Genomic DNA, 19,822 nt, shown 5'->3' with positions numbered 1-19,822 from the left:
GGCTTTTAATTTCTATTGATTAATATCATCAAAATCCTCTGATTTAATCCTAAATTATCCAAGATTTAGTTAATAGTAATTTACATTTATTTACAAATATGATTTTTATCACCATCCCAAGATGGAGATGTTAGCATTTTCCGGCTTTTTGTATCGTCCAGGAGAAGTGGCTAGAGTTTGTACCTCCAGACGGAAAGCAGCCTAGTAATTAATAGCTAACGTGAAGTTAAGTAACAAATGAATTGGGAATCAACAAATGGAAACTCGCTCCTCGAATAATTTACCAACAGTTGCTACAGAGTATAACGGCATAGACCGCAATGCGTTTATTTTTGGCTGGACTCCCCAAGCCGAACTCTGGAATGGTCGCCTAGCAGCAATTGGTTTTGTGGCTTATTTACTGTGGGATTTAGCTGGCTATAGCGTTCTGCGCGATGTCTTACATCTAATTGGTTACTAAAGAAAAATTTGCCAACACTAAATTAATTTTGGAGAATAATCATGGAAAATCGTTCCTCTACAGATTTACCAACAGTTGCTAATGCTTATAATGGCCGCGATCGCAATGAATTTTTGTTTGGTTGGACTCCCCAAGCCGAATTATGGAATGGCCGTTTAGCCGCAATTGGTTTTTTAGCTTATTTACTCTGGGACTTAGCCGGTTATAGCGTAGTTCGTGATGTCCTGCACTTGATTGGCTACTAATATATGGGTGTAGCCCGAATTTCTCACCTATGGGTAGAGGGTGTGGGGAGTGTGGGGAGTGTGGGGAGAGAGGGGGGAAAGATTTCTTCACCATCCTCCCATACCTCCCACCCCTCCCACCCTCATACCCCTACACCCAATTACTCATTACTCATTCCTGAATGGTCTAGGAAGGCGGAACCAAAAACGGGAACCGCCTTCGGGACGGGGTAAATAACCAATATTTCCACCCCAACGTTCAATAGTCATTCGACAAAAATAAAGACCAATCCCACCTCTCCCTGCACGATTTTGACCTTGGGAAAACTTTTGAAATAAATTATTACTCATTTCTGCTGGTACACCTTCACCTTCGTCATCAATAGTGAAGAGAATATATTCTGCTTCTGCTTGCAAATTAATAGTGACTGTCGAGTCTTCAGAACTGTGGCGATAAGCATTTTCCACCAGATTTGTAATAATTCTATCTAAGCGCGATTGTTCACCCACAACTTTCCAATCGGCTGTTCTGTCAACATTAGCCGCAAGCTGTAACTGTTGGTTAGTCAGTGCAAAGGTGGCTTTAAACAGTTCGATAGTTTCTTCTACAGCCCTAAGAATATCAGGTGCAGTGTCAATATCTATGATAAAATTTTCTAGCGATCGCACCTCATAAGAAAAAGCATCTAAAATATTTCTAATTAACATTTCTTGCTTAATAGATTGCTTACGAGCAATTTCTAAGTTTTCTTTGCCTTTATCTGTTAAGTTTTCAAACTCTAGTAATGCTAAACAGCAATTAATCGCGTTGAGTTGCCCTGCAATATCATGAATAATACAATTAACTAAGACTTCTTTTCTTTGATTATCTTTTAATAATTGTTGATAATTTAATTGTTGTTCTCTACCCGCTTGAATCAAGTGCTGTTTATATTTAAATTTATCTTCTGCTAATTCAATTAATAAGACTTTACTATCATTGACACACAGAGCATAAGCTTCTAGTTGCTCTTCGTAACCATTTAAGTTTTTTTGACTCCAAAGACCAGAACTGAGCTTACCAGTTCTATTTTCACTCCAGAAATCTTCGGCATCAAACAAAAAATTTTCTAAAAATGCAAATTCCTCTTGCGGAATTAACATATTCATCCCAAATCTTAAGGTCTGGCTACAAAAACGCTGTAACCAGCTAGGTGGTTGAGCAGTGACTCTAAATAAGCCAACCTCAATTCTTTCTAAGACTAAAATATTTAAACCTAAGAATAAGTCAGATAATATAGTTGTAGTCATATCATGAACATATCTAGCAATCCAATTTGATAACTGAACATAATCTTGTAAGCAGGGAACAGGAAAAAGAAAGTAGAATTATCAAACATAAGTCTTATAGATAATATAGTTCTTGATTTTTAGACTATTAAAATCTTTCTTTAGGATAATTTGAATTGATTAATTATTCTAAATTTTGACTGCTACTTCCTAAATCCTTATTTATTAATCTATCAGACTTTTCTTGTGCTAGGCTGGAGTAATTTGCTTCTTGCTGCATAGCTGAGAGATGCTTTTCATCTAACATACTATTTAATAGTAATACCCAATCACCTTCCTCTGAGGGAAAAATATGAACATCCGCACAGATACTCGCTGCGATTTTAATTAAGGGTAGAAATAACGGAGAGTCATCTATAGGTAGTAAACCTTCGAGAAAAAAAATTTGTTCACATACCTGTATTCCTGGACTGAGATTTGTAATCCCATACTCAGCTAGTTTTCCACCCCAGCCTTCTAGACCTCCATTCTTATTGACTAAGAGATAAGCAAGCGATCGCTCTTCGATAATAAAATTGAGAATATATAAAATCACAGCGTTGGGGATATCTGCCATTTATCGATTTATGATTTGATGAGCAAGTGTTTGAAAAACTTCTTCCACACCCTGTCCTGTTTTAGCACTTGTTTTAATCACATTCCAGCCTTTGCTAAGAATACTATCTAACTCTTGGGGTTCAAATTCCCACTCCTCTGTCATATCCCATTTGTTAAAGACTAAAATAAACGGTACTTTACCAATAGTTTCTTCTACTTTAGTTTGTAACTCAAAAGCTTTATCTAGAGTATTTCGCCTTGTACCATCTACAACTAAAATATAACCGGATGAGCCTCTAAGATAAGACATTCTGACTTTCTGAAACTCATCTTCACCATAGAGATCCCAAAGAATTAAGTTAACCTGATTTCCTTGCAGATTGAGAGTTTTTTTATCAATCTTGACTCCAACAGTCGTATAATACCTATCAGAAAAAATACTATAAATAAACCTTGATACTAAACTAGTTTTGCCAGTGGCAAATGCACCCACCATACATATTTTTTTTTGTAGCATATTTAGTTACTTTTGTCAGTGATGAATACTTGAAAAGACACGCGGCGGTTGAGCTTTCTGGCATCTAAATTTAATTCTGTTTGATAAGGTAGTTTAGAACCTAAAGCAACAGATTTAAATTTATTGGCATTAATTTCCGGCACATTTAAAGCCGCAAAAATTTGATTTGCGCGTGCTTGACTCAGGATAAAGTTTTGACTTTCTGTGCCAGTAGTATCAGTGTGACCGCGAATTTGAACTTGTACATCCTTATTTAAGGATTGAGCTAGGTTGAAGAGGCTGGAAAAATTTGTCCGTAACTTGGGTAATTTTTGAGTTTCTCCAGGAGTTAACTCATCTTTGCCTTCGACAAATAAAAATGTGGTGGTTTCAATTTTATTTTTAGCCGATTCTAGTTCTTTGAACTCATTGGCTAACAGATTTTTAGTTTGAAATTGTGTGACTCCAGGAATAAAACGCCAGAGTTTCTGAGCTTCTAAAATCCATTTTTGTGGTGCGTAGCCACTAGCTGTAAGAATGCTAGAATCATCTACTTGTAGTTTTGTGGTGGGTGGCGGTTGCAGTAATTCTGTGGCTCTTTGAGTAATGATTTTTGGTTCTAATGATAAGTAAGATTGCCATTTAGCAATAACTTGATCTGGGTGCAAATTTGTTGATTGAATGAGAGTGTTGGGATCTACAGCCACAGGATCACGCATTCCTGAAATAAAGTATTTCCCGTTGTAATATCGAGTGTTCAGCACCACAATTCCCGGCTGGGAGTTCAATTTATGGAGATAAGTTTGCCAGCGAATATTTTCTCTCACAGCGAAAAAGCCCCAAATTCCTGCGGCGATCGCCATTAAACCTAAGAAAGCCCAAGCATAGGCATAATTTTGCCGAGCCGGAGTTTTATACTGTACTGCTAAACAGCTTTCTAAATAAGGTTCACTAGCTTGAAATGGTTCGGTTTCGCCTGTAAAGCTATGCAGTTCTATTCCTAATTTGAGATGCAGTTTTTCAATTGCTGCTTGAAAAACTGCGCGTAATTCTTGTGGCGGTTTACCGCGAATTATCCCAGCGATAATTGCTTGTGGCCCTGCTTCTACCCAAATTGTGAGTTCGCCAAAGCGCAAACTTCTGAGTGTATCTTCTTGCAGCACACTAAAAGAATCTTTGACAAAATCTTGAATTGCTGTCAACATCGCTGCTACTAAATCGGGGTCTTGAACAGCTATTTGTTGTAACCTGACATGATGCAGCAATAAACCAGTTTGTCTGTGAATCAGAAATATTTGCTCAACGCGGTAAATTAAAGTCCGCAACAGGACAATTTCTGCAAAGGATTTTCCTGTCCTTTTGGCTTCTAACCTCCATTGAAAACTTTGTGGTGACAAGCTATTTTCTAAGGCTTGATTCAGCGATTGCATCATCTCATCTAAAGCTGTAGCGATCGCTTTGCGAGCAGCTGGGCCAATAATCGGAAAAAATGCTTCAGACAGCACATTTTCATCTTGGCTGACAGAGGCTTGAATTGCTTGTTCCACAGTCGAAACTATCGCTTCTACTAGCTGCTGATCTTGCTTGGAACGCAAAACCACAGCTTCAGGAAGCAAACGACTGATATCTTCTGGTTGAATTTGCGGATTATTTAATCTTTCGTAGAGTTTATTTAGTTGCGAAGGTTCAATCCCAAGGAGTAAGCTGCGAAGTAAATTGAGTTCATCTTGATTGAGAGAATCTAAGTTAGCAGATTCTCCATTCATGCTTTTAGCTTCTGGAGGTACTCGATTCGGGGGATAGTGATTCATTACCCAAATCCCTTAATCTACATCAGTAATTTAAATTTCATCTCAGAATTTCTGATCTGTATTCAGCCGCACAGCTAGTTCTGTAAACAAAGCAGCCAACTTAGAGCGGTCTGTTTTCTCTCTTTGGATGTCTTGCATTTCGCGTTTCAGCACCGCTAAAATTTCTTCATACTTTTGCTGAAGATCATCTTGTAAATTTTTCGATTGATTCAAGATATGTTCGCGCAATTCTCGTTGACGGTTGGTAGTTTGTTCGTCAACTTGAGCGATTTTATTTTCTAAAGATAAGTTACTATTTTTCTGCTCTTCCGAGAGCGATCGCATCCCTGCATCACGCTCTAATTGCTCTTTCTTCAGTTGTGCTGTTAACGAATCAACCTCTTGTCTGATATAACTTTCTAAAGCATCTAAACGTTTACGTGTTTCTTCGCGCAAGCTAACAATTTCTGAAATTAAATTTTCTTCTAAACGAGTAAATCTTTTGTCAACATCACGTATCTGGTTGCCAAAAAGAATATCTCGGACTTTATCTAAGCTGTTAGGTTCACCAATTCCATTAGTAGTAAATTGTAGTTTGTTATTGACTTGATTTAACCCCCCTTGTCCTGGTTCAAGTGCATTGTAATTGGTATATTCTTCAGGCGGGTTCATAAGTTTGATCCTTTTTGAAGCTGATTTTGACTTTGCTCTTATACCTATAATGCAACATTTACAGCCACGACAAAACCATACACTTAGGTATATTTAAATACGTGCTGTTAAAATCACCCCTCTCAAGAAGGAAATTGAATTAGTTATGATTATGCCTAGATCAGAAATCGCACTAACACATATAATCCCGAAGTGGCTAGTTGCAAAAACATCACGGGAATACCGTAGTGTAGAAAGGTTTTAAATGATATACGCCGACCATGTTGCTCAGAAATTCCGGCTGCAACTATGTTAGAAGATGCGCCTACAAGTGTACCGTTACCACCCAATGTTGCACCAAACATCATGGCATAAAACAATGGTAAAACCTCAGCCGGAAATTGCCCTTGAAAGTCTTGTGCTAACACCTCTGTCGGTGCTAACCCTACACTCACAAGATATTGCTTGAGTAAGGGTACCATTGCTACTACTAAAGGAATATTCGGCACAACACTAGATAATATCCCGACAAGAAATAATAAAACTAAAGAACCGAGAATAATATTTCTTCCTAAAATAATTGCCAAAAACCCTGATAAACCATTAATTACACCTGTTTTTTCTAATCCACCAATTAATACAAAAATACTCATAAAAAATATTAATGTACTCCAATCAACATCACGTAAAATATTGTTAACAGTATCAATGCGGCTGTGATGAGATAATAACAACGCCAAAGCTGCACCTAATAAAGCCACAGCAGCAGGTGAAATCGGCACTGGTAACGATTCGCCAATCACAAAAAATATTAATACAAAGGCTATAATCACCGCCCCCACAGTTAATACTCGTGGATGATTAATTTGGGGATGTGGTAATTCTTCCAGATTATCAAGCTTGGTATGCCAAATTTTCCGAAATAAAAATGGTAGGGTAGCTGTAACTGTAACAACAGCAATTACGCCACCTAAACTTAAGTTCCACATATAATCGATAAAACTAATATTAATCGCATCTCCCACAATAAACGTCGCCGGATCACCAACTAAAGTTAATAAACCAGCACTATTAGCTATAAACACCATTAATATCAACAATGGTACAAAATTTATACCTATTTCTTCTGCCATTGGTGGAATTAGTGGCGCTAATAACATTACAGTTGTAGCATTGGGTAAGACTGCACAAATCGGCGTAACAATCCCCACAATACTTAATAACAAACGTTTGCCATCACCTTTGGCTAGAATCACAATTTGAGTGGCTAAATAATCAAATATTTTAGTTGGTTCAAATGCTCTAACAAGCACCATTACACCAAAAAATAACCCTAATGTTCCATGACTATTACCGATATAACCCACGGCTTCTTTTAATGTCATAACGTTGGTGAAAACTAATAGCAATGCTCCCAATAAAGCAGCAATAGTCAGATGCACCCATTCCGTCATAATTAGGACAATTACACCCAAAAAGGTGAAAACGCTCAGGATAGCTTGCCAATGTTCCACTTTAAGCCTCTTGATATCTAGCTAGTTAGTTGCATATTACTGAAAAAGCCACCTAAAGTATAGGTGACTTGCATTAAAGAAGAATTTAGAAGTCAGAAGTTAAAAATCAGAATCAATACCGAGGGTAGTCGAAGAGTCAATGATTGGGTAATTTAGACTCGTCATCAAAATTTAGTGCGATGTTCCATCACTTATTCATCTGTAATTCATCGGAATTCATATTGAATTCTGACAACTGACTCCTGAATTCTAGTTTGTTATTTAAGACAGTAGTTATTCATCAATACCATTGGGTACGCCTAAAATCGCACAAGGAAAATTAAAACCAAGCGCCTGAATCATTTTATGATTAATAGATTTACACCCCAGTAATAAAACATCAGCCGCTTCTAATTTCACAACTTTTGTCAATTCTGTAGCAACGTTACCGAAGCGTAAATGCGATTTAAAAGAACCTTGCCATTCTTCAGCTAAACTACGTGCCTGCCAAAGAATTTTATCAGCTTGTTCTAGATGAGTCAAAGTTTGTACTTGTAAAGACTTGGTGATGCCTTTAATTTTTGGTTGAGTTAATACCGAGGTTGCAGATTGGTACATATTACTGACTCCACATTCGCAGGGAGTTAAATAATCTGCCCAATTCATTTTATCTAAAGACTTTTCACTCTGATTTTGTGCTACTACATAAACAGCTTGGACTATAACTTGCTGATTAGTCGCTAAACGTGTTTGATGAGCAATCCAAAAGGCAATGTCTAGTGCTGTGTGACTATGAGGTGAAGCGTCATAACCAACAATTAAATTGATGGGTTTAGCTGTGGGATAATTTGTCAAATCACTGCTTTTTGGCTCTGGTATTAATACCATTTGCTCAACTAAATCATCTCTACCTATGGCGCTTTGGAGGCGCACTAGCATTGGCTTAATGTTCACAGTTTAACTTCTCCTAAAGGGAACTAATGACGAATGAGAAGCAGGGTGAATGAAGCATGAAGTATGAAGTGTGAAGTATGAAATTTTCAGTAGTAATTTCATCCTTGAGACTTGATTCTTCAGGATTCATTTTTATCCTTTATTTCAAGAAACCCCAATAATAACTGTTATTACAGCCTAATTTTTGGGAGTTCCCTCCATTGCCGACGGAGTTAGCTGACGGGCTAAGACTGGAAGGTGTCTTTCTGAAAGATTAGCCCCATATATATGGTTCCTCCGTTTCAAATCATGATTGTTGATGGATTTGAATTAGGCGACCCGCTAAAAGAAATAATAAACTAATTTACTCATTTTGGGTGAAGTATTTATCAAGGAAATTCAAGGCATAATTACGCAATTCAAAATATTCTTGGGAATTACGCATAGCGGCGCGATCGCGTGGATGATCGAAAGGTACTTCTAAAATTTCCCCAATATTAGCGGCTGGGCCATTAGTCATTAGGACGATGCGATCGCTCATATAAATAGCCTCATCAACATCGTGAGTAATCATCATCACGGCTTGGCGATTATTTTCCCAAATATCTAATACTTGCCGTTGTAATTTTCCTCTAGTTAATGCGTCTAATGCCCCAAAAGGTTCATCCATCAGCAACATTTTCGGACGAATTGCTAAAGCCCTGGCAATACCTACCCGTTGTTTCATACCTCCAGAGATTTCATCAGGATACTTATCTGCTGCCGGGGTTAAGTTTACCATTGCCAAGTGTTCGTTAACAATGCTAATTTTTTCAGCGCGAGTTGCATTTTTTAACACTTCATCTACGGCTAAACGAATGTTTTCTCTAACAGTTAGCCAAGGTAATAAAGAGTAGTTTTGAAAGACCATCATCCTTTCTGCGCCTGGCTTGCGGATTTCTTTGCCATCTAGTCGCACTGACCCTGAAGTTGCTGTTTCTAACCCGGCAACAATTTTTAACAAAGTTGATTTACCACAACCAGAATGACCAATTACGGAAATAAATTCATCTTCACCAATGCTGAGATTGACACTATCCAAAACCACAAAATTACCTTTATCGGGTGTCGGATATGACTTGACTAAATTTTCAATTTCTAAGAAGTTATTACGAGACAGAACTTGCTGTTCAGTATCGATTGAAGTGGGTGTATATTTCATCATCAAAGGCTCCGCTAAAATTTGAACTATTTGTTGGTCTATGTTGAGAATTAATACCTAAGACATAAAGAAACGTACCGGAGATTTAGCCCGAATTTCAAAACTTTTGAGATAGCCTACCGGGTCACTAGGGTCGAAACGTTTTTTGTCAATAAATACTTCTGCCTCTTCCACTTTGTAATCGTCTTTAGGGCATTCAATACCTATTTCTGAGGCTATTTCTCGATATAAATCTGTTCTCCAACCTTTTTCGGCTAATTCCTCGGCATCTTTAGGAAAATCCTTGATTTGTCCCCACCGGGCAGCTTGAGTCATTAACCAAATACTTCTCGAACGCCACATAAATGTTGCGTGTTCGTTTGGCTGTTTGGGTAAGTTGTCGGGAATATCGTAAAAGATGGTAGTATCAGCCGCTTGGATAGTGCGGTCTTTGCCATCAAACCCACCATAGTTGTAACTTCCTAAAATACCTGGAGCTGTAAATTTGGTAATTGAGGCATTTTTATTTTTCGGTCTCGCACCTGTAAAGGAACGGTCGGTAAGTAGTTCGGCGACTTCTTGGCGATTTTCTACTTTGCTGCAATATTGGCAAGCTTCAATCATCGCTTTTACCAAAGAACGATAGGTTTTAGGATATTTATCGATGAAGGATTCCATCACGCCTAATAATCTATCGGGGTGTCCTAACCAGACTTCCTTACCTTGGGCGAAGGTAAAACCAATGTTTTCGTTACCTGTAATGGCTCTGGTGTTCCAAGGTTCGGCTACCATATAAGCTTGCATTGCCCCAATTCGCACGTTTGTCACCATTTGGGGAGGCGGGACGATGATGACGCGAAATTCTTTGAGAGGATCAACACCAGCCGCCGCAGATATATAACGCACGAAGTATTCGTAAATCGCGGAACTCAGAACTACTGCCCAAACTTTATTTTCGGCTGATTGCTTGTCAAAGTAGGCGCGGAAATCTTTTCCAAAGGCCTCTAATGCGCCGTCGCCATATTGTTGTTGATATTCGTACCACGGACGCAAGCCAAAATCCCACATAGCTTTATTCATCGTCATGGCGTTACCGTGGCGATGAATGGTCATAGCTGCACACAAGGGTGCGTGGCGTGCGCCTTCCGCCCCAATTCTGGCGTTAGTGACAGCCCCAGAGACGACGGGGGAAGCATCTAAACGACCAAAAATTAAACCGTCGCGGGAAGTTGCCCAACTGGCTTCGCGGTTGAGTTTGACGTTTAAACCATACTTGCGAAAAAAACCTTTTTTCCAGGCGATCGCAAATGGCGCACAATCATTAACAGGAACGTAACCAACAGTAATATCCGGTTTTTCTAGGTCTTGAGGCCTGACTACGGGTTTGACGGCTAAAGCTTCTTCTGTCAGTCCTGATGCAGATCTATCTCCTGAAATTCCACAGGATGATAGGGCAATTCCGGCTGTTGTGGTTCCCAGTCCTAAGAGAAAATATCTTCTAGTCCAGTTATTATCGCCCATTTTTATAGCTCCATATTGTTTTTTTGATGGGCTGCGAGATCCCCGACTTCTTAAAGAAATCGGGGATCTGACCACCTGTGAGGAATGCGAATGGCTGGTAAATTCTGTTATTTCGCAATTGTCGGGCGATGAGTTACAAATTCTTGGAGTTTACCAACAGCGAAATCGAGAATTAGTCCAGTTAAACCAATGACAAATACAGCCAGAAAAACAGAACTGAGATTTAACCGACTCCATTCATCCCAAACAAAAAAGCCAATACCAATACCGCCTGTCAGCATTTCGACGGCGACAATCACTAACCAAGCAATGCCTAAGCTAATTCGCAAACCTGTGAAGATATAAGGTAAACTGGCAGGCCAAATAATTTTAGTGATTCTGCGCCAGCGCGGCATTTCTAACACCTGTGCCACATCTATATAATCTTTCGGAACGCTGGCAACTCCCAGGGCTGTGTTAATAATGGTCGGCCACAAGGAAGTGATGAAAATTACAAAAATGGCTGAGGGATCTGCCAAGTTAAAGATAGCTAAAGCAATGGGCAACCAAGCCAAAGGGGATACTGGTTTAAATATCTGAATAATGGGGTTGAGGGCTAACATTGCCGGCTTAGACATCCCAATGAGAAATCCCAAAGGAATGGCGACGACTGCACCTAACGAAAAACCAATTAACACGCGGCGCAGACTGGCTAGTAACAACCAACCAATGCCCAAATTACCCGGACCACGTTGATAAAAGGGATTTAATATGTAGTCTAAATTAGCAATTAACGCCTCTGGTGGTGTGGGCATTAATTCATGGTTGACTAAAGCAACCGCCCACCACAGCAAAATAATGCCTAAAAAACCCAGAATAGGTAAAAAGACGACATCTTTAGTAATAATGGGCTTGCTTTTCTGCCATACAGATTTACCCGCGATCGCGGCGATCGCTGCTAAATTTAATTGCAATATCATCTTTAACCTCAGCAGGTTTCAGTACAGGTACAAAAATCTGAGCAGTACCAGCCTTGGACACTGATGAGATCAACACATTATAAAAATGCTATCTCTTCAGTCTCCTCTCAATGCCTACGAAGTTAGCTGACGGGCTAGGGCTGAGAGATGCCCCTCTTTTTAAAAGTGCTGAGTAATGAGTGCTGAGTGCTGAGTTCAACTCTTAGTCACTTTTTACTTTTTACTTCTACTAAAGATACGCCCCAAAATTTGGTTCCTCCGTTTCAGCGTTACGCACTTTGACGCGCTGAATTAGGCTGACTTACTCGAATTGAAAACAATATAGCGAAATATAACATTGCTGTCCAGTAAAAACAACTTCTTGGGATAGATTCTATTGATTGATATTGCTTAATTTATTTATCCTTTGGGCTATCAATGATGTGTAACAAATATCTACTATTACCTCGTTAGTATTACTCAACAAAAAGCCAAAAAGTTCAATCTCAATCGCTAAAATCTATCTCTATAGGTACGTAGTTTCCTACTTGTTATAGTTGAATGATTGCGTTAATTCGGCACCAAAAAATCACCATTCTCGATACACTAGTTCTAGTTCAAAATTTCCTAACTAAATCTTTACAAAAATTAACGTAATGGATTTTAGTCTCATACTGGCTGAAAATACTAACAGTATCATCGAGAAATGGGTGATGGCAGTTCGGCAAGACAGGCAGATTGAAAGTGCTGATGACTTGTCTTATACAGCGATTAGAAATCACATTCCTGATGTGTTTCGCGCCATGATTAGTGTACTTGCCCCATCTCAAGAGAGTGATATTAAGTCGATACTCAAAGCCAGTTGGCAGCATGGGTTACTGCGGGCGGAACAAGGTTTTGACCCAACAGAAATTGCTAGAGAATACCGCTTATTAAGAATAGTAATATTTGATACTTTAGAAGCAGATTTATTGCAAGGAACGCCAGTGGAAATTGTGCGTTATATGCGTTTAATTGATGCTGTCATAGATGAAGCGATCGCACGCTGTTTTAAGAGTTATGTTGAAGAGCGTTTACGAGAATTAAAGCATCTACATTTATCATTAACTCTGCATAACGAAGAATTAACCCGGTTAATTAATGCTAATCAAGATACATTTTCCCAACTCGCCCACGAATTGAAACATCCTCTGACATCAATTATTGGCTATTCTGATTTATTTTTACGACAACAAAAACGTAATTCTGATATTAAAGACTCTTATACAAATTTAGAACATATCGAGCGAGTATTACGCAATGGCAGACACTTGCTGCGTTTAATTAATGATGTATTAGAACTATCCCGATATGATGCGGGTAAAGTACAACTGCAAATCGCGCCTACCAATGTCAAAGAATTGGTAATTAATGTGTGTGAAATGTTGAAACCGTTGACAGAAGAGAAAGATTTACAAATTATTGTAGACTGCGATCGCTGTCCGGTAGAAATATTCACAGATGAGTTTCAATTACAACAAGTAATTACCAATCTTGTCAGTAACGCCATTCGCTATACAGAGTCGGGTAGTGTCAAGATTGTATGTCAAATTTTAGACGAAAACAATTGGTCATTTACGGTTGCTGATACAGGAATTGGGATAGCGCCAGAAAACCAAGGGCGGATATTTGAACCTTATTATCGGATAAATAAAAGCGATCGCACTTACCTACCTGATAGTACAGGATTGGGACTGGCGATCGTTTCTCGGTTAGTCAAATTACTCCAAGGCGAAATCAATTTAGAATCTCAGCTAGGCGTTGGTTCTACATTTACTGTAACTTTCCCCTTAGAAATCAATAGCTGATAGAACTAATTACATCCTTCACAAGTTCCTCAGATTTTTTCCCTAAATTAAAAACTGGGCGATTATAAATCGAGAAGGTTTCATTATGCTGAATTATAGAGAAAGAATTATTACTATATGGACAGTATTTCTCTTAGGATTATTGTTTCATACACAACTAGGTTTAATGCCGTTATTTCATGGTTTATCTGTAGCCGAATCGCAACACGCCTCACAAATGAGTGATATTTCTGTAATTCTGTGGCTAATGTTGGGATTTTTCACACTACCAATATTGGCGATAATTGCTACTTCTTTTACCGAATCTAAACGCTACCGCGTGTCGCATTTTACATTGACTGTGTTTTATAGCGTGATGAATTTGCTTCATCTTGTGGCAGATTTATTTGTGCAGCCAATTCTGTGGTATCAGATAACCTTGATGGTGATTTTATTCCTCATCGGTTTGTTATTAAACCTTGTGTCTTTTCAATGGATGAAAGCACAATCTAGAAGTAATCAGCCACAACCAAGGCTAACCTCTCCACACTCTTAGAAGTTATATCAATCTCTACAACATACCTTCTTGTTTCAACTTAGCCAGTGCATTTTCAGCAGCAGCTTTTTCCGCATCTTTTTTGTTACGTCCCTTTCCTTCTCCGTATTCTTTACCATCAACAAATACTTTTGCGGTGAATATTGGTGCGTGAGACAAACCACCTACCTGCTTTGTAATGTATTCAGGCGGGTTTATTGTTATATTGCGTTGTACCCATTCTTGAAAACGGTTTTTTGAGTCTACATTCGAGCGAACTACAACAATTTGTTCAGGGACAGAATCAAACAATGGTTCAATAATAGCTCGTACTGCTTCAATATCAGAATTACTGTCTAAATAATAAGCACCTACAACAGCTTCAAAAGTGCTACTCAGCAAATTAGGATTTTGAAACCCACCATCTAAAATCGCTCCTCTTCCTAACCGAATTCTAAAATCTATACCAACTTCTTCAGCAAATTTGGCTAATTGCTTTTCATCTACTAATGCAGAACGTCGGCGAGTTAATTCATCTTCTCCCTTTTCTGGGTGGTGGCGATAAAGATATTCACCACTTAAAAAATTCAGAATAGCATCACCGAGAAATTCCAAGCGTTCATTATGTTCCCCTTCTCCTGGATTTTCATGAACATAAGAACGGTGAGTCAGCGCATGACGTAAAAGTTTTTCATTCCGAAATGTTAGAAGTCTGTGCATGTTATTTTTAACTTATTTGTAAATATTTACTGTTAGAAAAATTTACGATTAGTTTGCATCTCAATATGCAAGCCATACCAATTGATGTAATTCACATCAAACCCAGTTTTACATAAACTGGGTTTTACAAAATCTTTCAATCAGACCAGTCTGTTTCTAAATAAATTATCTAACTCACTGGTATAATAAAACTTGTCAGCGAGAAATATCAAACTGTTTTTAACACTTTTTTCCTGAGCTAGAATTACGACTTTTTTACTTTTTGAATGCAAATCATCAATTAATATTTCACAATAACTATCTCCAGAAATCAGAATAGCTATATCAGAATTATCACGAACACAATCCATGACAACTTTAAAGTCCACAGCATTTTTAAACTTATTACCTACATGAATACAATCAAAATTTAGACTTTCTAAAGCTTTTTTAACTTTACTAGCGTTACACCAATTGCTATAAACTTTTCGGTTATTTATACAACCTAATGAATTAGCTAATAATAAAGAATCTTTAGCTATTTTTATGTTAGAGACATTTTGATAGTCCCAATAGATTGAAACTAAAGGTTGCTGCCAGCTTGTTTTTTCAAACATATTCTTACCTGAAGAATTGTGAGTTTTGCTCAACAGCATTCAAAAATCGCCTTTGCTTTAGCAAATAGCTGCATAGAATGTTCATCTTATAAATAAACACCTACACAAAGCCTTTAAGTTAAAAGTTACAAACTTTGCACTTTGTTATGAACAGGAAAGCTAATAGTCTAACGCCTGGGTAGCTACGAGCAAAAGTATTTAACCAAAACCTATTATTTAGCTAAATACTTTAACCCGTAACTACCCAGTTCACAGACTACAAGCTTACCTAGGCATAACAAAGTACAACCTATGTAACCACCAACCTAAGCCTTAGCTCTTGGATGATTGATTGCTGTGCTGAAAAAAATATAACACGTATAATTGTGGTAATGTCAAGTGCATACTGGTAATTTTTTTTATAAAGAAATCTTAAAGTAATTAGTTCTTACTCGGAAACACCTTGCTTAACTCTAAAGACAAATCAGGAAAACAAGGCAACGCTACTACTTGATTAGGGAAAACGATTCGCTTATTTAAATAACCATATTTAACGTGATTGTCTTGATAAGGTTCGCTGTAACATTCTAAATAATTATCGAACAAATTAAATATCCAATAATCAGAAATACCAGCTTGAGCATAAATAGGAATTTTCACATTTTTGTCGTAACTTAATGAAGAGTCTGCAACTTCCATCACTAACAAAACATCATCAGGAATAGGGTGAGACAATAGATAATTATCAGGACGGTTTTTAACAATAGTTAAATCAGGTTCAGGCTCACTATTGGGAAGTAAAGTAATTGGTACTTTAGATTGTAATGTTGCCTTATTTCTTACTAATTTTGGTAGTTCTCGTAATAAATTTCTTAAACAAGTTGCATGTGCTGTACCCTTACATATAATTTGAATAATTTCCCCGTTGATTAATTCAATATGTTCATCTTTATGAAAAAAGCCTAATTCTGTAAGTTTGTGGTATTCATCCAGTGTAAAACGTTTCGGTTGAATGATAGTCATAAGTTTCACTCGCCAGAAATCTGCACAGATACAGTTCGTTGACGCGGCCCATCTAATTCAAAAAATAATACAGATTGCCAAGTTCCTAATGCTAATTTTCCATCCACAATAGGAATTACTTCACTGGTGCTTAACATCATTGCTAGTAAATGAGAATGAGCATTCATCGGTTCATCTTCGGGAACATCTCGTAAATGTAAATCATTGTGTAAGTAACGGTCTGACTTTGGTGCTAATTTATTAAAGAATACTTTGATATCTTCTAATAATCTGACTTCATATTCATTGATGGCTAAAGCTGTGGTTGTGTGACGTGAAAAGACTAAAACTTGTCCGTTTTTAATTGATGTTTGAGCAATTAAATCTTTGATTTGTGGAGTGATGTTGTGAATATTAATTCCTGGTTCGGTGGCGATTTCGATTAATTGATGAATTATGGGCATTTTTCTTTCCTACTCCCTACTCCCTGCCTACACAAACAGATTCAGGAATCAAACCGTATTCCTATATCTATGCAGACTATCAGAAATCCTGCTCAAAAATGGAGCGATCGCCCCATAATTAAGAAAGATTAAGCCTGAGTTAAAAAACTGACAATGAGCCAAACAGCCCTCAATTTAGTAGCCATATCAGTCTTTCTGATGACTTTTTCGGTATTGCTGGGGCCATTAATCAACTTATCGCCGACAGTACCAGCACTCGCCACTTTCACCATTTTGGGAATCGCTACTTTAGACAGTTTTAGCTTGCAAGGTAAGGGTGGAACTATCTTGCTAGATTGGATTGCGGGATTTTCGAGTGAACACCGCGATCGCATTATCCACCATGAAGCGGGACATTTTTTGGTAGCTTCGGTGCTGGGTATTCCCGTCACTGGCTACACCCTCAGCGCCTGGGAAGCTTGGCGAAAAGGACAACCAGGACAAGGCGGTGTTGCTTTTAATGATGGTGAGTTAGCTGCACAATTAGAAAAAGGTTCAATCAGCGCCCAAATGCTAGATCGTTACTGCACAATGTGGATGGCTGGTATTGCGGCGGAAGCTTTGGTATTTGATCGCGCAGAGGGTGGTGGTGATGATAAAGCGAAGTTGGCGGAAGTCTTAAAAGTTGTGGGTTTTTCTGAGTCAGCCTTTCAGCAAAAACAACGGTTTCATGTTTTGCAAGCAAAAACTCTCTTAGAAGAAAATTGGTCAAGTTATGAAGCCTTAGTCCAAGCTATGCAAAAACATGCTTCTGTGGAAGAATGCCAAAGTGCGATCGCTAATACAAAATAAAAATACAACGAAAAATTAAGTGTTCGGGAGAGGGTGAAGGGGCAGAATCAAGTCAAAAGTCAAAAGTAAAAAATTCTCTGACTTTTGAATTTTGACTTCCCTGTAAGGTGTAGGTGTTCAAAACCCTTACACCTATTCTTAACTGACAATCTTTGTGCGTAAGTCCTATCATTAACTCACAGTAATAACTACACCCAAACTTTCATTTGCTAACCTATCAACGGCACAAACAGCATAAGTTCCAGGTTGAACAGTAGCGAAGGTTGTACCAGCAGATAAAATACGCTGAATAGTCCAACTATCACCCGTTTGGCGGTAAAGTGTCCAAGACCTTACAGGCTGATTATCTCCTGGTTGCCAGTTAAGTTTGCCATCTTTAAATTGCAAGGCTTGGGGAGGAGATACTTGGGCAGCACTCCGCCAAGGCATAGAAGGTACTATTGCAGGTCTAGAATAAAGAGAATCTTTGAATTGGTCAGCAATACCGCGCCGATTTTGATTAATCGCACTCATACTAAAGAAAATATTTCCTAGAGATAAGTTGCTGGCTAAGTTACGGGAAATTTTGACTTGTTTATCAATCTCATCGTCTTTCCAAGCTTTACCATCTAATTGACCAAGATTATTTCCGGCGTAAATATGTCGCTGCTGAGAATTAATTTCTGTCCACCATCGCAGTAGTGCAGGATAACTTTGTTTGGTTTGGTCGATCCGCCAATAAAGTTGCGGTGCTAAATAATCAATCCAACCTTGTTCTAACCATTTGCGTGAGTCAGCATACAATACACTGTAGGCATCTAAACCAGTAATTCCCGCAGGTTGTCCGGGGCGATAAATTCCAAATGGACTAATCCCAAATTTGATATGAGGTTTGGTTGTCTTGATTCCTTGTGAAAGCCGCAACACCATTTGATTGACATTTTCGCGTCGCCAATCATCTAAACTTAATAAACCACCTGCGGCTCTGTATGCGGCGTAGGTTTTATTATCAGGGAAAGATTGCCCTTGGATGGGATAGGGATAAAAATAATCGTCTAAGTGAATACCATCGATGTCATAGCGCCGTACAACATCAAGAATTACATTGTAAGCTCTATCTTGAACAATTTTTGAGCCAGGGTCCATCCACAGTTGATTGCCCCACTGATAAACTACTTCTGGATGGGTAACTGCGATGTGGGGGCGGACATTAGGAGAACCTTTGATGCTAGTTTTGGCGCGGTAGGGGTTGAACCAAGCGTGAACTTCGATATTGCGTTTGTGACATTCAGCGATCGCAAACTCTAAAGGATCATAAAATGGTTCGGGCGCTTTTCCTTGAGTTCCAGTAATCCAAGCACTCCAAGGTTCTAATTCTGACGCATACAAAGCATCACCTTCAGGACGCACTTGCAAAATCAAAGCGTTGAAATTCAGTGCTTGCAACTGGTTGACAATTTCTAAAAATTCTGACCTTTGTTGTGCAGTTGGAAGTCCCGCCTTGGAAGGCCAGTCACTATTCCACACCGATGCTACCCAAGCCCCACGAAACTCGCGTGTATGGCTGACTTTAACGGTACTAGATACAGGGGGTCTAGGTGTGGGTGTGGGTATTGGTGTAGGTGTGGGTGTCGGTATTGGTGTAGGTGTCGGTGTTGGTGTTGCAGTTGGTGGAACTACAAGATAAACAGAAGATATCTTTTGGGCATTACCCAGATACACCAAAGCTTGATAAACCATCACAGCCACATCACCACGAGTTGCAGCTGTGGCGTAATTCAGTAATTTAATATTGGGAAAACTGGCAACAAAACCTGCACTCGTAGCTAAAGCGATTTGATTTCTGGCATAACCAGGAATGTTAATTGCATCTTGATAAATTTGTGGTAATTGGTTTACTAAGTCCGGTGGTATTTTCGCTGTAATACCCAAACCATTGATTAGTGAAACTAAAACATCACCCCTAGCAATGCGATTATTAGGACGGAAATATTTATCGGGATAGCCAGTCAAAAATCCTGTTTCGTAACATTTCTCAATAGCTTTTACTGCCCAGTGATTTGCCGGGACATCAACAAAGGGAGTGTATTGGCGTTTTTCTGGTACAGTAAAAACTGCTGCTATGATCGCCGCAAACTCAGCACGCGTCACTGAGTTATCCGGGCGAAAAGTACCGTTGGGATAGCCATTTAAAATGCGCCGCGCTGCTAAGGCTTCAATAAACGGACGCGCCCAATGGTTTTGAGTGTCTGAGAAGCGTGCAGTAGTAGAGACCATTGTTGATTGCCATTAGTTTGCTTGGCTGGATTCTAACAGCGCGGCCGCAATTTTTCCCGGA

Annotated in this window: 21 protein-coding genes and 2 riboswitches; of the genes, 5 read left to right on the top strand and 16 right to left on the bottom strand. The window is 38.7% G+C overall.

The window, feature by feature from the left end:
- Positions 1 to 256: 256 nt before the first annotated feature.
- Together H6G74_RS21710 and H6G74_RS21705 are read left to right on the top strand one after the other, a co-directional pair.
- Entirely contained in the window at positions 257 to 460 is a 204-nt protein-coding gene (locus H6G74_RS21710) for a high light inducible protein (RefSeq protein ID WP_190969641.1), read from the top strand.
- Between the two features lie 41 nt (positions 461 to 501).
- A complete protein-coding gene (locus H6G74_RS21705) occupies positions 502 to 705 on the top strand; it encodes a high light inducible protein (protein ID WP_190969640.1) in 204 nt (67 codons plus the stop codon).
- Between the two features lie 147 nt (positions 706 to 852).
- Here the strand turns inward: H6G74_RS21705 and H6G74_RS21700 are convergent, their stop codons facing one another.
- The 11 genes from H6G74_RS21700 to H6G74_RS31605 form a co-directional block, all read right to left on the bottom strand.
- Positions 853 to 1,974: a sensor histidine kinase gene (locus tag H6G74_RS21700; RefSeq protein ID WP_190969639.1), complete on the bottom strand. Its 1,122-nt coding sequence runs from the start codon at positions 1,972 to 1,974 to the stop codon at positions 853 to 855.
- Positions 1,975 to 2,137: 163 nt separating this feature from the next.
- A complete protein-coding gene (locus H6G74_RS21695) occupies positions 2,138 to 2,569 on the bottom strand; it encodes a hypothetical protein (protein ID WP_190969638.1) in 432 nt (143 codons plus the stop codon).
- A complete protein-coding gene (locus H6G74_RS21690) occupies positions 2,570 to 3,067 on the bottom strand; it encodes a Rab family GTPase (protein WP_062295008.1) in 498 nt (165 codons plus the stop codon). It lies immediately after the preceding gene.
- A 2-nt stretch (positions 3,068 to 3,069) separates the two neighbouring features.
- On the bottom strand, positions 3,070 to 4,857 hold the full coding sequence (locus H6G74_RS21685) for an OmpA family protein (RefSeq protein WP_190969637.1): 1,788 nt from the start codon (positions 4,855 to 4,857) through the stop codon (positions 3,070 to 3,072).
- Positions 4,858 to 4,899: 42 nt separating this feature from the next.
- On the bottom strand, positions 4,900 to 5,508 hold the full coding sequence (locus H6G74_RS21680) for a hypothetical protein (RefSeq protein ID WP_190969636.1): 609 nt from the start codon (positions 5,506 to 5,508) through the stop codon (positions 4,900 to 4,902).
- Between the two features lie 155 nt (positions 5,509 to 5,663).
- A complete protein-coding gene (locus H6G74_RS21675; protein ID WP_190969635.1) occupies positions 5,664 to 7,001 on the bottom strand; it encodes an ArsB/NhaD family transporter in 1,338 nt (445 codons plus the stop codon).
- A 273-nt stretch (positions 7,002 to 7,274) separates the two neighbouring features.
- A complete protein-coding gene (locus H6G74_RS21670) occupies positions 7,275 to 7,919 on the bottom strand; it encodes a universal stress protein (RefSeq protein ID WP_190969658.1) in 645 nt (214 codons plus the stop codon).
- Positions 7,920 to 8,120: 201 nt separating this feature from the next.
- Positions 8,121 to 8,260: riboswitch (cyclic di-AMP (ydaO/yuaA leader) on the bottom strand.
- Positions 8,261 to 8,277: 17 nt separating this feature from the next.
- The gene (locus H6G74_RS21665; RefSeq protein WP_190969657.1) at positions 8,278 to 9,114 is read right to left on the bottom strand and encodes an ABC transporter ATP-binding protein; all 837 of its coding nucleotides are present in this window, start codon (positions 9,112 to 9,114) and stop codon (positions 8,278 to 8,280) included.
- Between the two features lie 57 nt (positions 9,115 to 9,171).
- Positions 9,172 to 10,614: an ABC transporter substrate-binding protein gene (locus H6G74_RS21660; RefSeq protein WP_190969634.1), complete on the bottom strand. Its 1,443-nt coding sequence runs from the start codon at positions 10,612 to 10,614 to the stop codon at positions 9,172 to 9,174.
- Between the two features lie 107 nt (positions 10,615 to 10,721).
- On the bottom strand, positions 10,722 to 11,573 hold the full coding sequence (ntrB, locus tag H6G74_RS21655) for a nitrate ABC transporter permease (protein WP_190969633.1): 852 nt from the start codon (positions 11,571 to 11,573) through the stop codon (positions 10,722 to 10,724).
- The gene (locus H6G74_RS31605) at positions 11,527 to 11,649 is read right to left on the bottom strand and encodes a hypothetical protein (RefSeq protein WP_277927172.1); all 123 of its coding nucleotides are present in this window, start codon (positions 11,647 to 11,649) and stop codon (positions 11,527 to 11,529) included. The genes ntrB and H6G74_RS31605 overlap by 47 nt, the downstream gene beginning before the upstream one ends.
- A 20-nt stretch (positions 11,650 to 11,669) precedes the next feature.
- Positions 11,670 to 11,881, bottom strand: a riboswitch (cyclic di-AMP (ydaO/yuaA leader).
- Between the two features lie 327 nt (positions 11,882 to 12,208).
- On the opposite strand from H6G74_RS31605, the gene H6G74_RS21650 reads away from it, so the two are divergent.
- Together H6G74_RS21650 and H6G74_RS21645 are read left to right on the top strand one after the other, a co-directional pair.
- Positions 12,209 to 13,399, top strand: a complete 1,191-nt coding sequence (locus H6G74_RS21650) for a sensor histidine kinase (protein WP_190969632.1) — start codon at positions 12,209 to 12,211, stop codon at positions 13,397 to 13,399.
- Between the two features lie 82 nt (positions 13,400 to 13,481).
- The gene (locus H6G74_RS21645; RefSeq protein WP_190969656.1) at positions 13,482 to 13,934 is read left to right on the top strand and encodes a hypothetical protein; all 453 of its coding nucleotides are present in this window, start codon (positions 13,482 to 13,484) and stop codon (positions 13,932 to 13,934) included.
- Positions 13,935 to 13,949: 15 nt separating this feature from the next.
- On the opposite strand, the gene rnc is transcribed toward H6G74_RS21645, so the two are convergent.
- The 4 genes from rnc to H6G74_RS21625 all read right to left on the bottom strand — a co-directional run bounded on the left by rnc (position 13,950) and on the right by H6G74_RS21625 (position 16,674).
- Entirely contained in the window at positions 13,950 to 14,633 is a 684-nt protein-coding gene (rnc, locus tag H6G74_RS21640) for a ribonuclease III (protein ID WP_190969631.1), read from the bottom strand.
- A gap of 140 nt (positions 14,634 to 14,773) precedes the next feature.
- Positions 14,774 to 15,229, bottom strand: coding sequence for an NYN domain-containing protein (locus H6G74_RS21635; protein WP_190969630.1), 456 nt, complete (start codon positions 15,227 to 15,229; stop codon positions 14,774 to 14,776).
- 420 nt (positions 15,230 to 15,649) lie between these two features.
- Positions 15,650 to 16,231, bottom strand: a complete 582-nt coding sequence (locus tag H6G74_RS21630) for a Uma2 family endonuclease (RefSeq protein ID WP_190969629.1) — start codon at positions 16,229 to 16,231, stop codon at positions 15,650 to 15,652.
- A 5-nt stretch (positions 16,232 to 16,236) separates the two neighbouring features.
- Entirely contained in the window at positions 16,237 to 16,674 is a 438-nt protein-coding gene (locus tag H6G74_RS21625; protein WP_190969628.1) for a secondary thiamine-phosphate synthase enzyme YjbQ, read from the bottom strand.
- A gap of 153 nt (positions 16,675 to 16,827) precedes the next feature.
- Here H6G74_RS21625 and H6G74_RS21620 point away from each other — a divergent pair, with 153 nt between their 5' ends.
- A complete protein-coding gene (locus H6G74_RS21620; RefSeq protein WP_190969627.1) occupies positions 16,828 to 17,505 on the top strand; it encodes an ATP-dependent Zn protease in 678 nt (225 codons plus the stop codon).
- A gap of 171 nt (positions 17,506 to 17,676) precedes the next feature.
- On the opposite strand, the gene H6G74_RS21615 is transcribed toward H6G74_RS21620, so the two are convergent.
- Positions 17,677 to 19,761: a glycoside hydrolase family 10 protein gene (locus H6G74_RS21615; RefSeq protein WP_190969626.1), complete on the bottom strand. Its 2,085-nt coding sequence runs from the start codon at positions 19,759 to 19,761 to the stop codon at positions 17,677 to 17,679.
- Between the last annotated feature and the right edge of the window lie 61 nt (positions 19,762 to 19,822).

Origin of the sequence: Nostoc spongiaeforme FACHB-130 (genome assembly GCF_014698475.1) — a bacterium.
Taxonomy (GTDB): domain Bacteria; phylum Cyanobacteriota; class Cyanobacteriia; order Cyanobacteriales; family Nostocaceae; genus Nostoc_B; species Nostoc_B spongiaeforme.
Note: the sequence above shows the minus strand (reverse complement) of the source record. Positions and strands in the feature narration are given on the sequence as shown.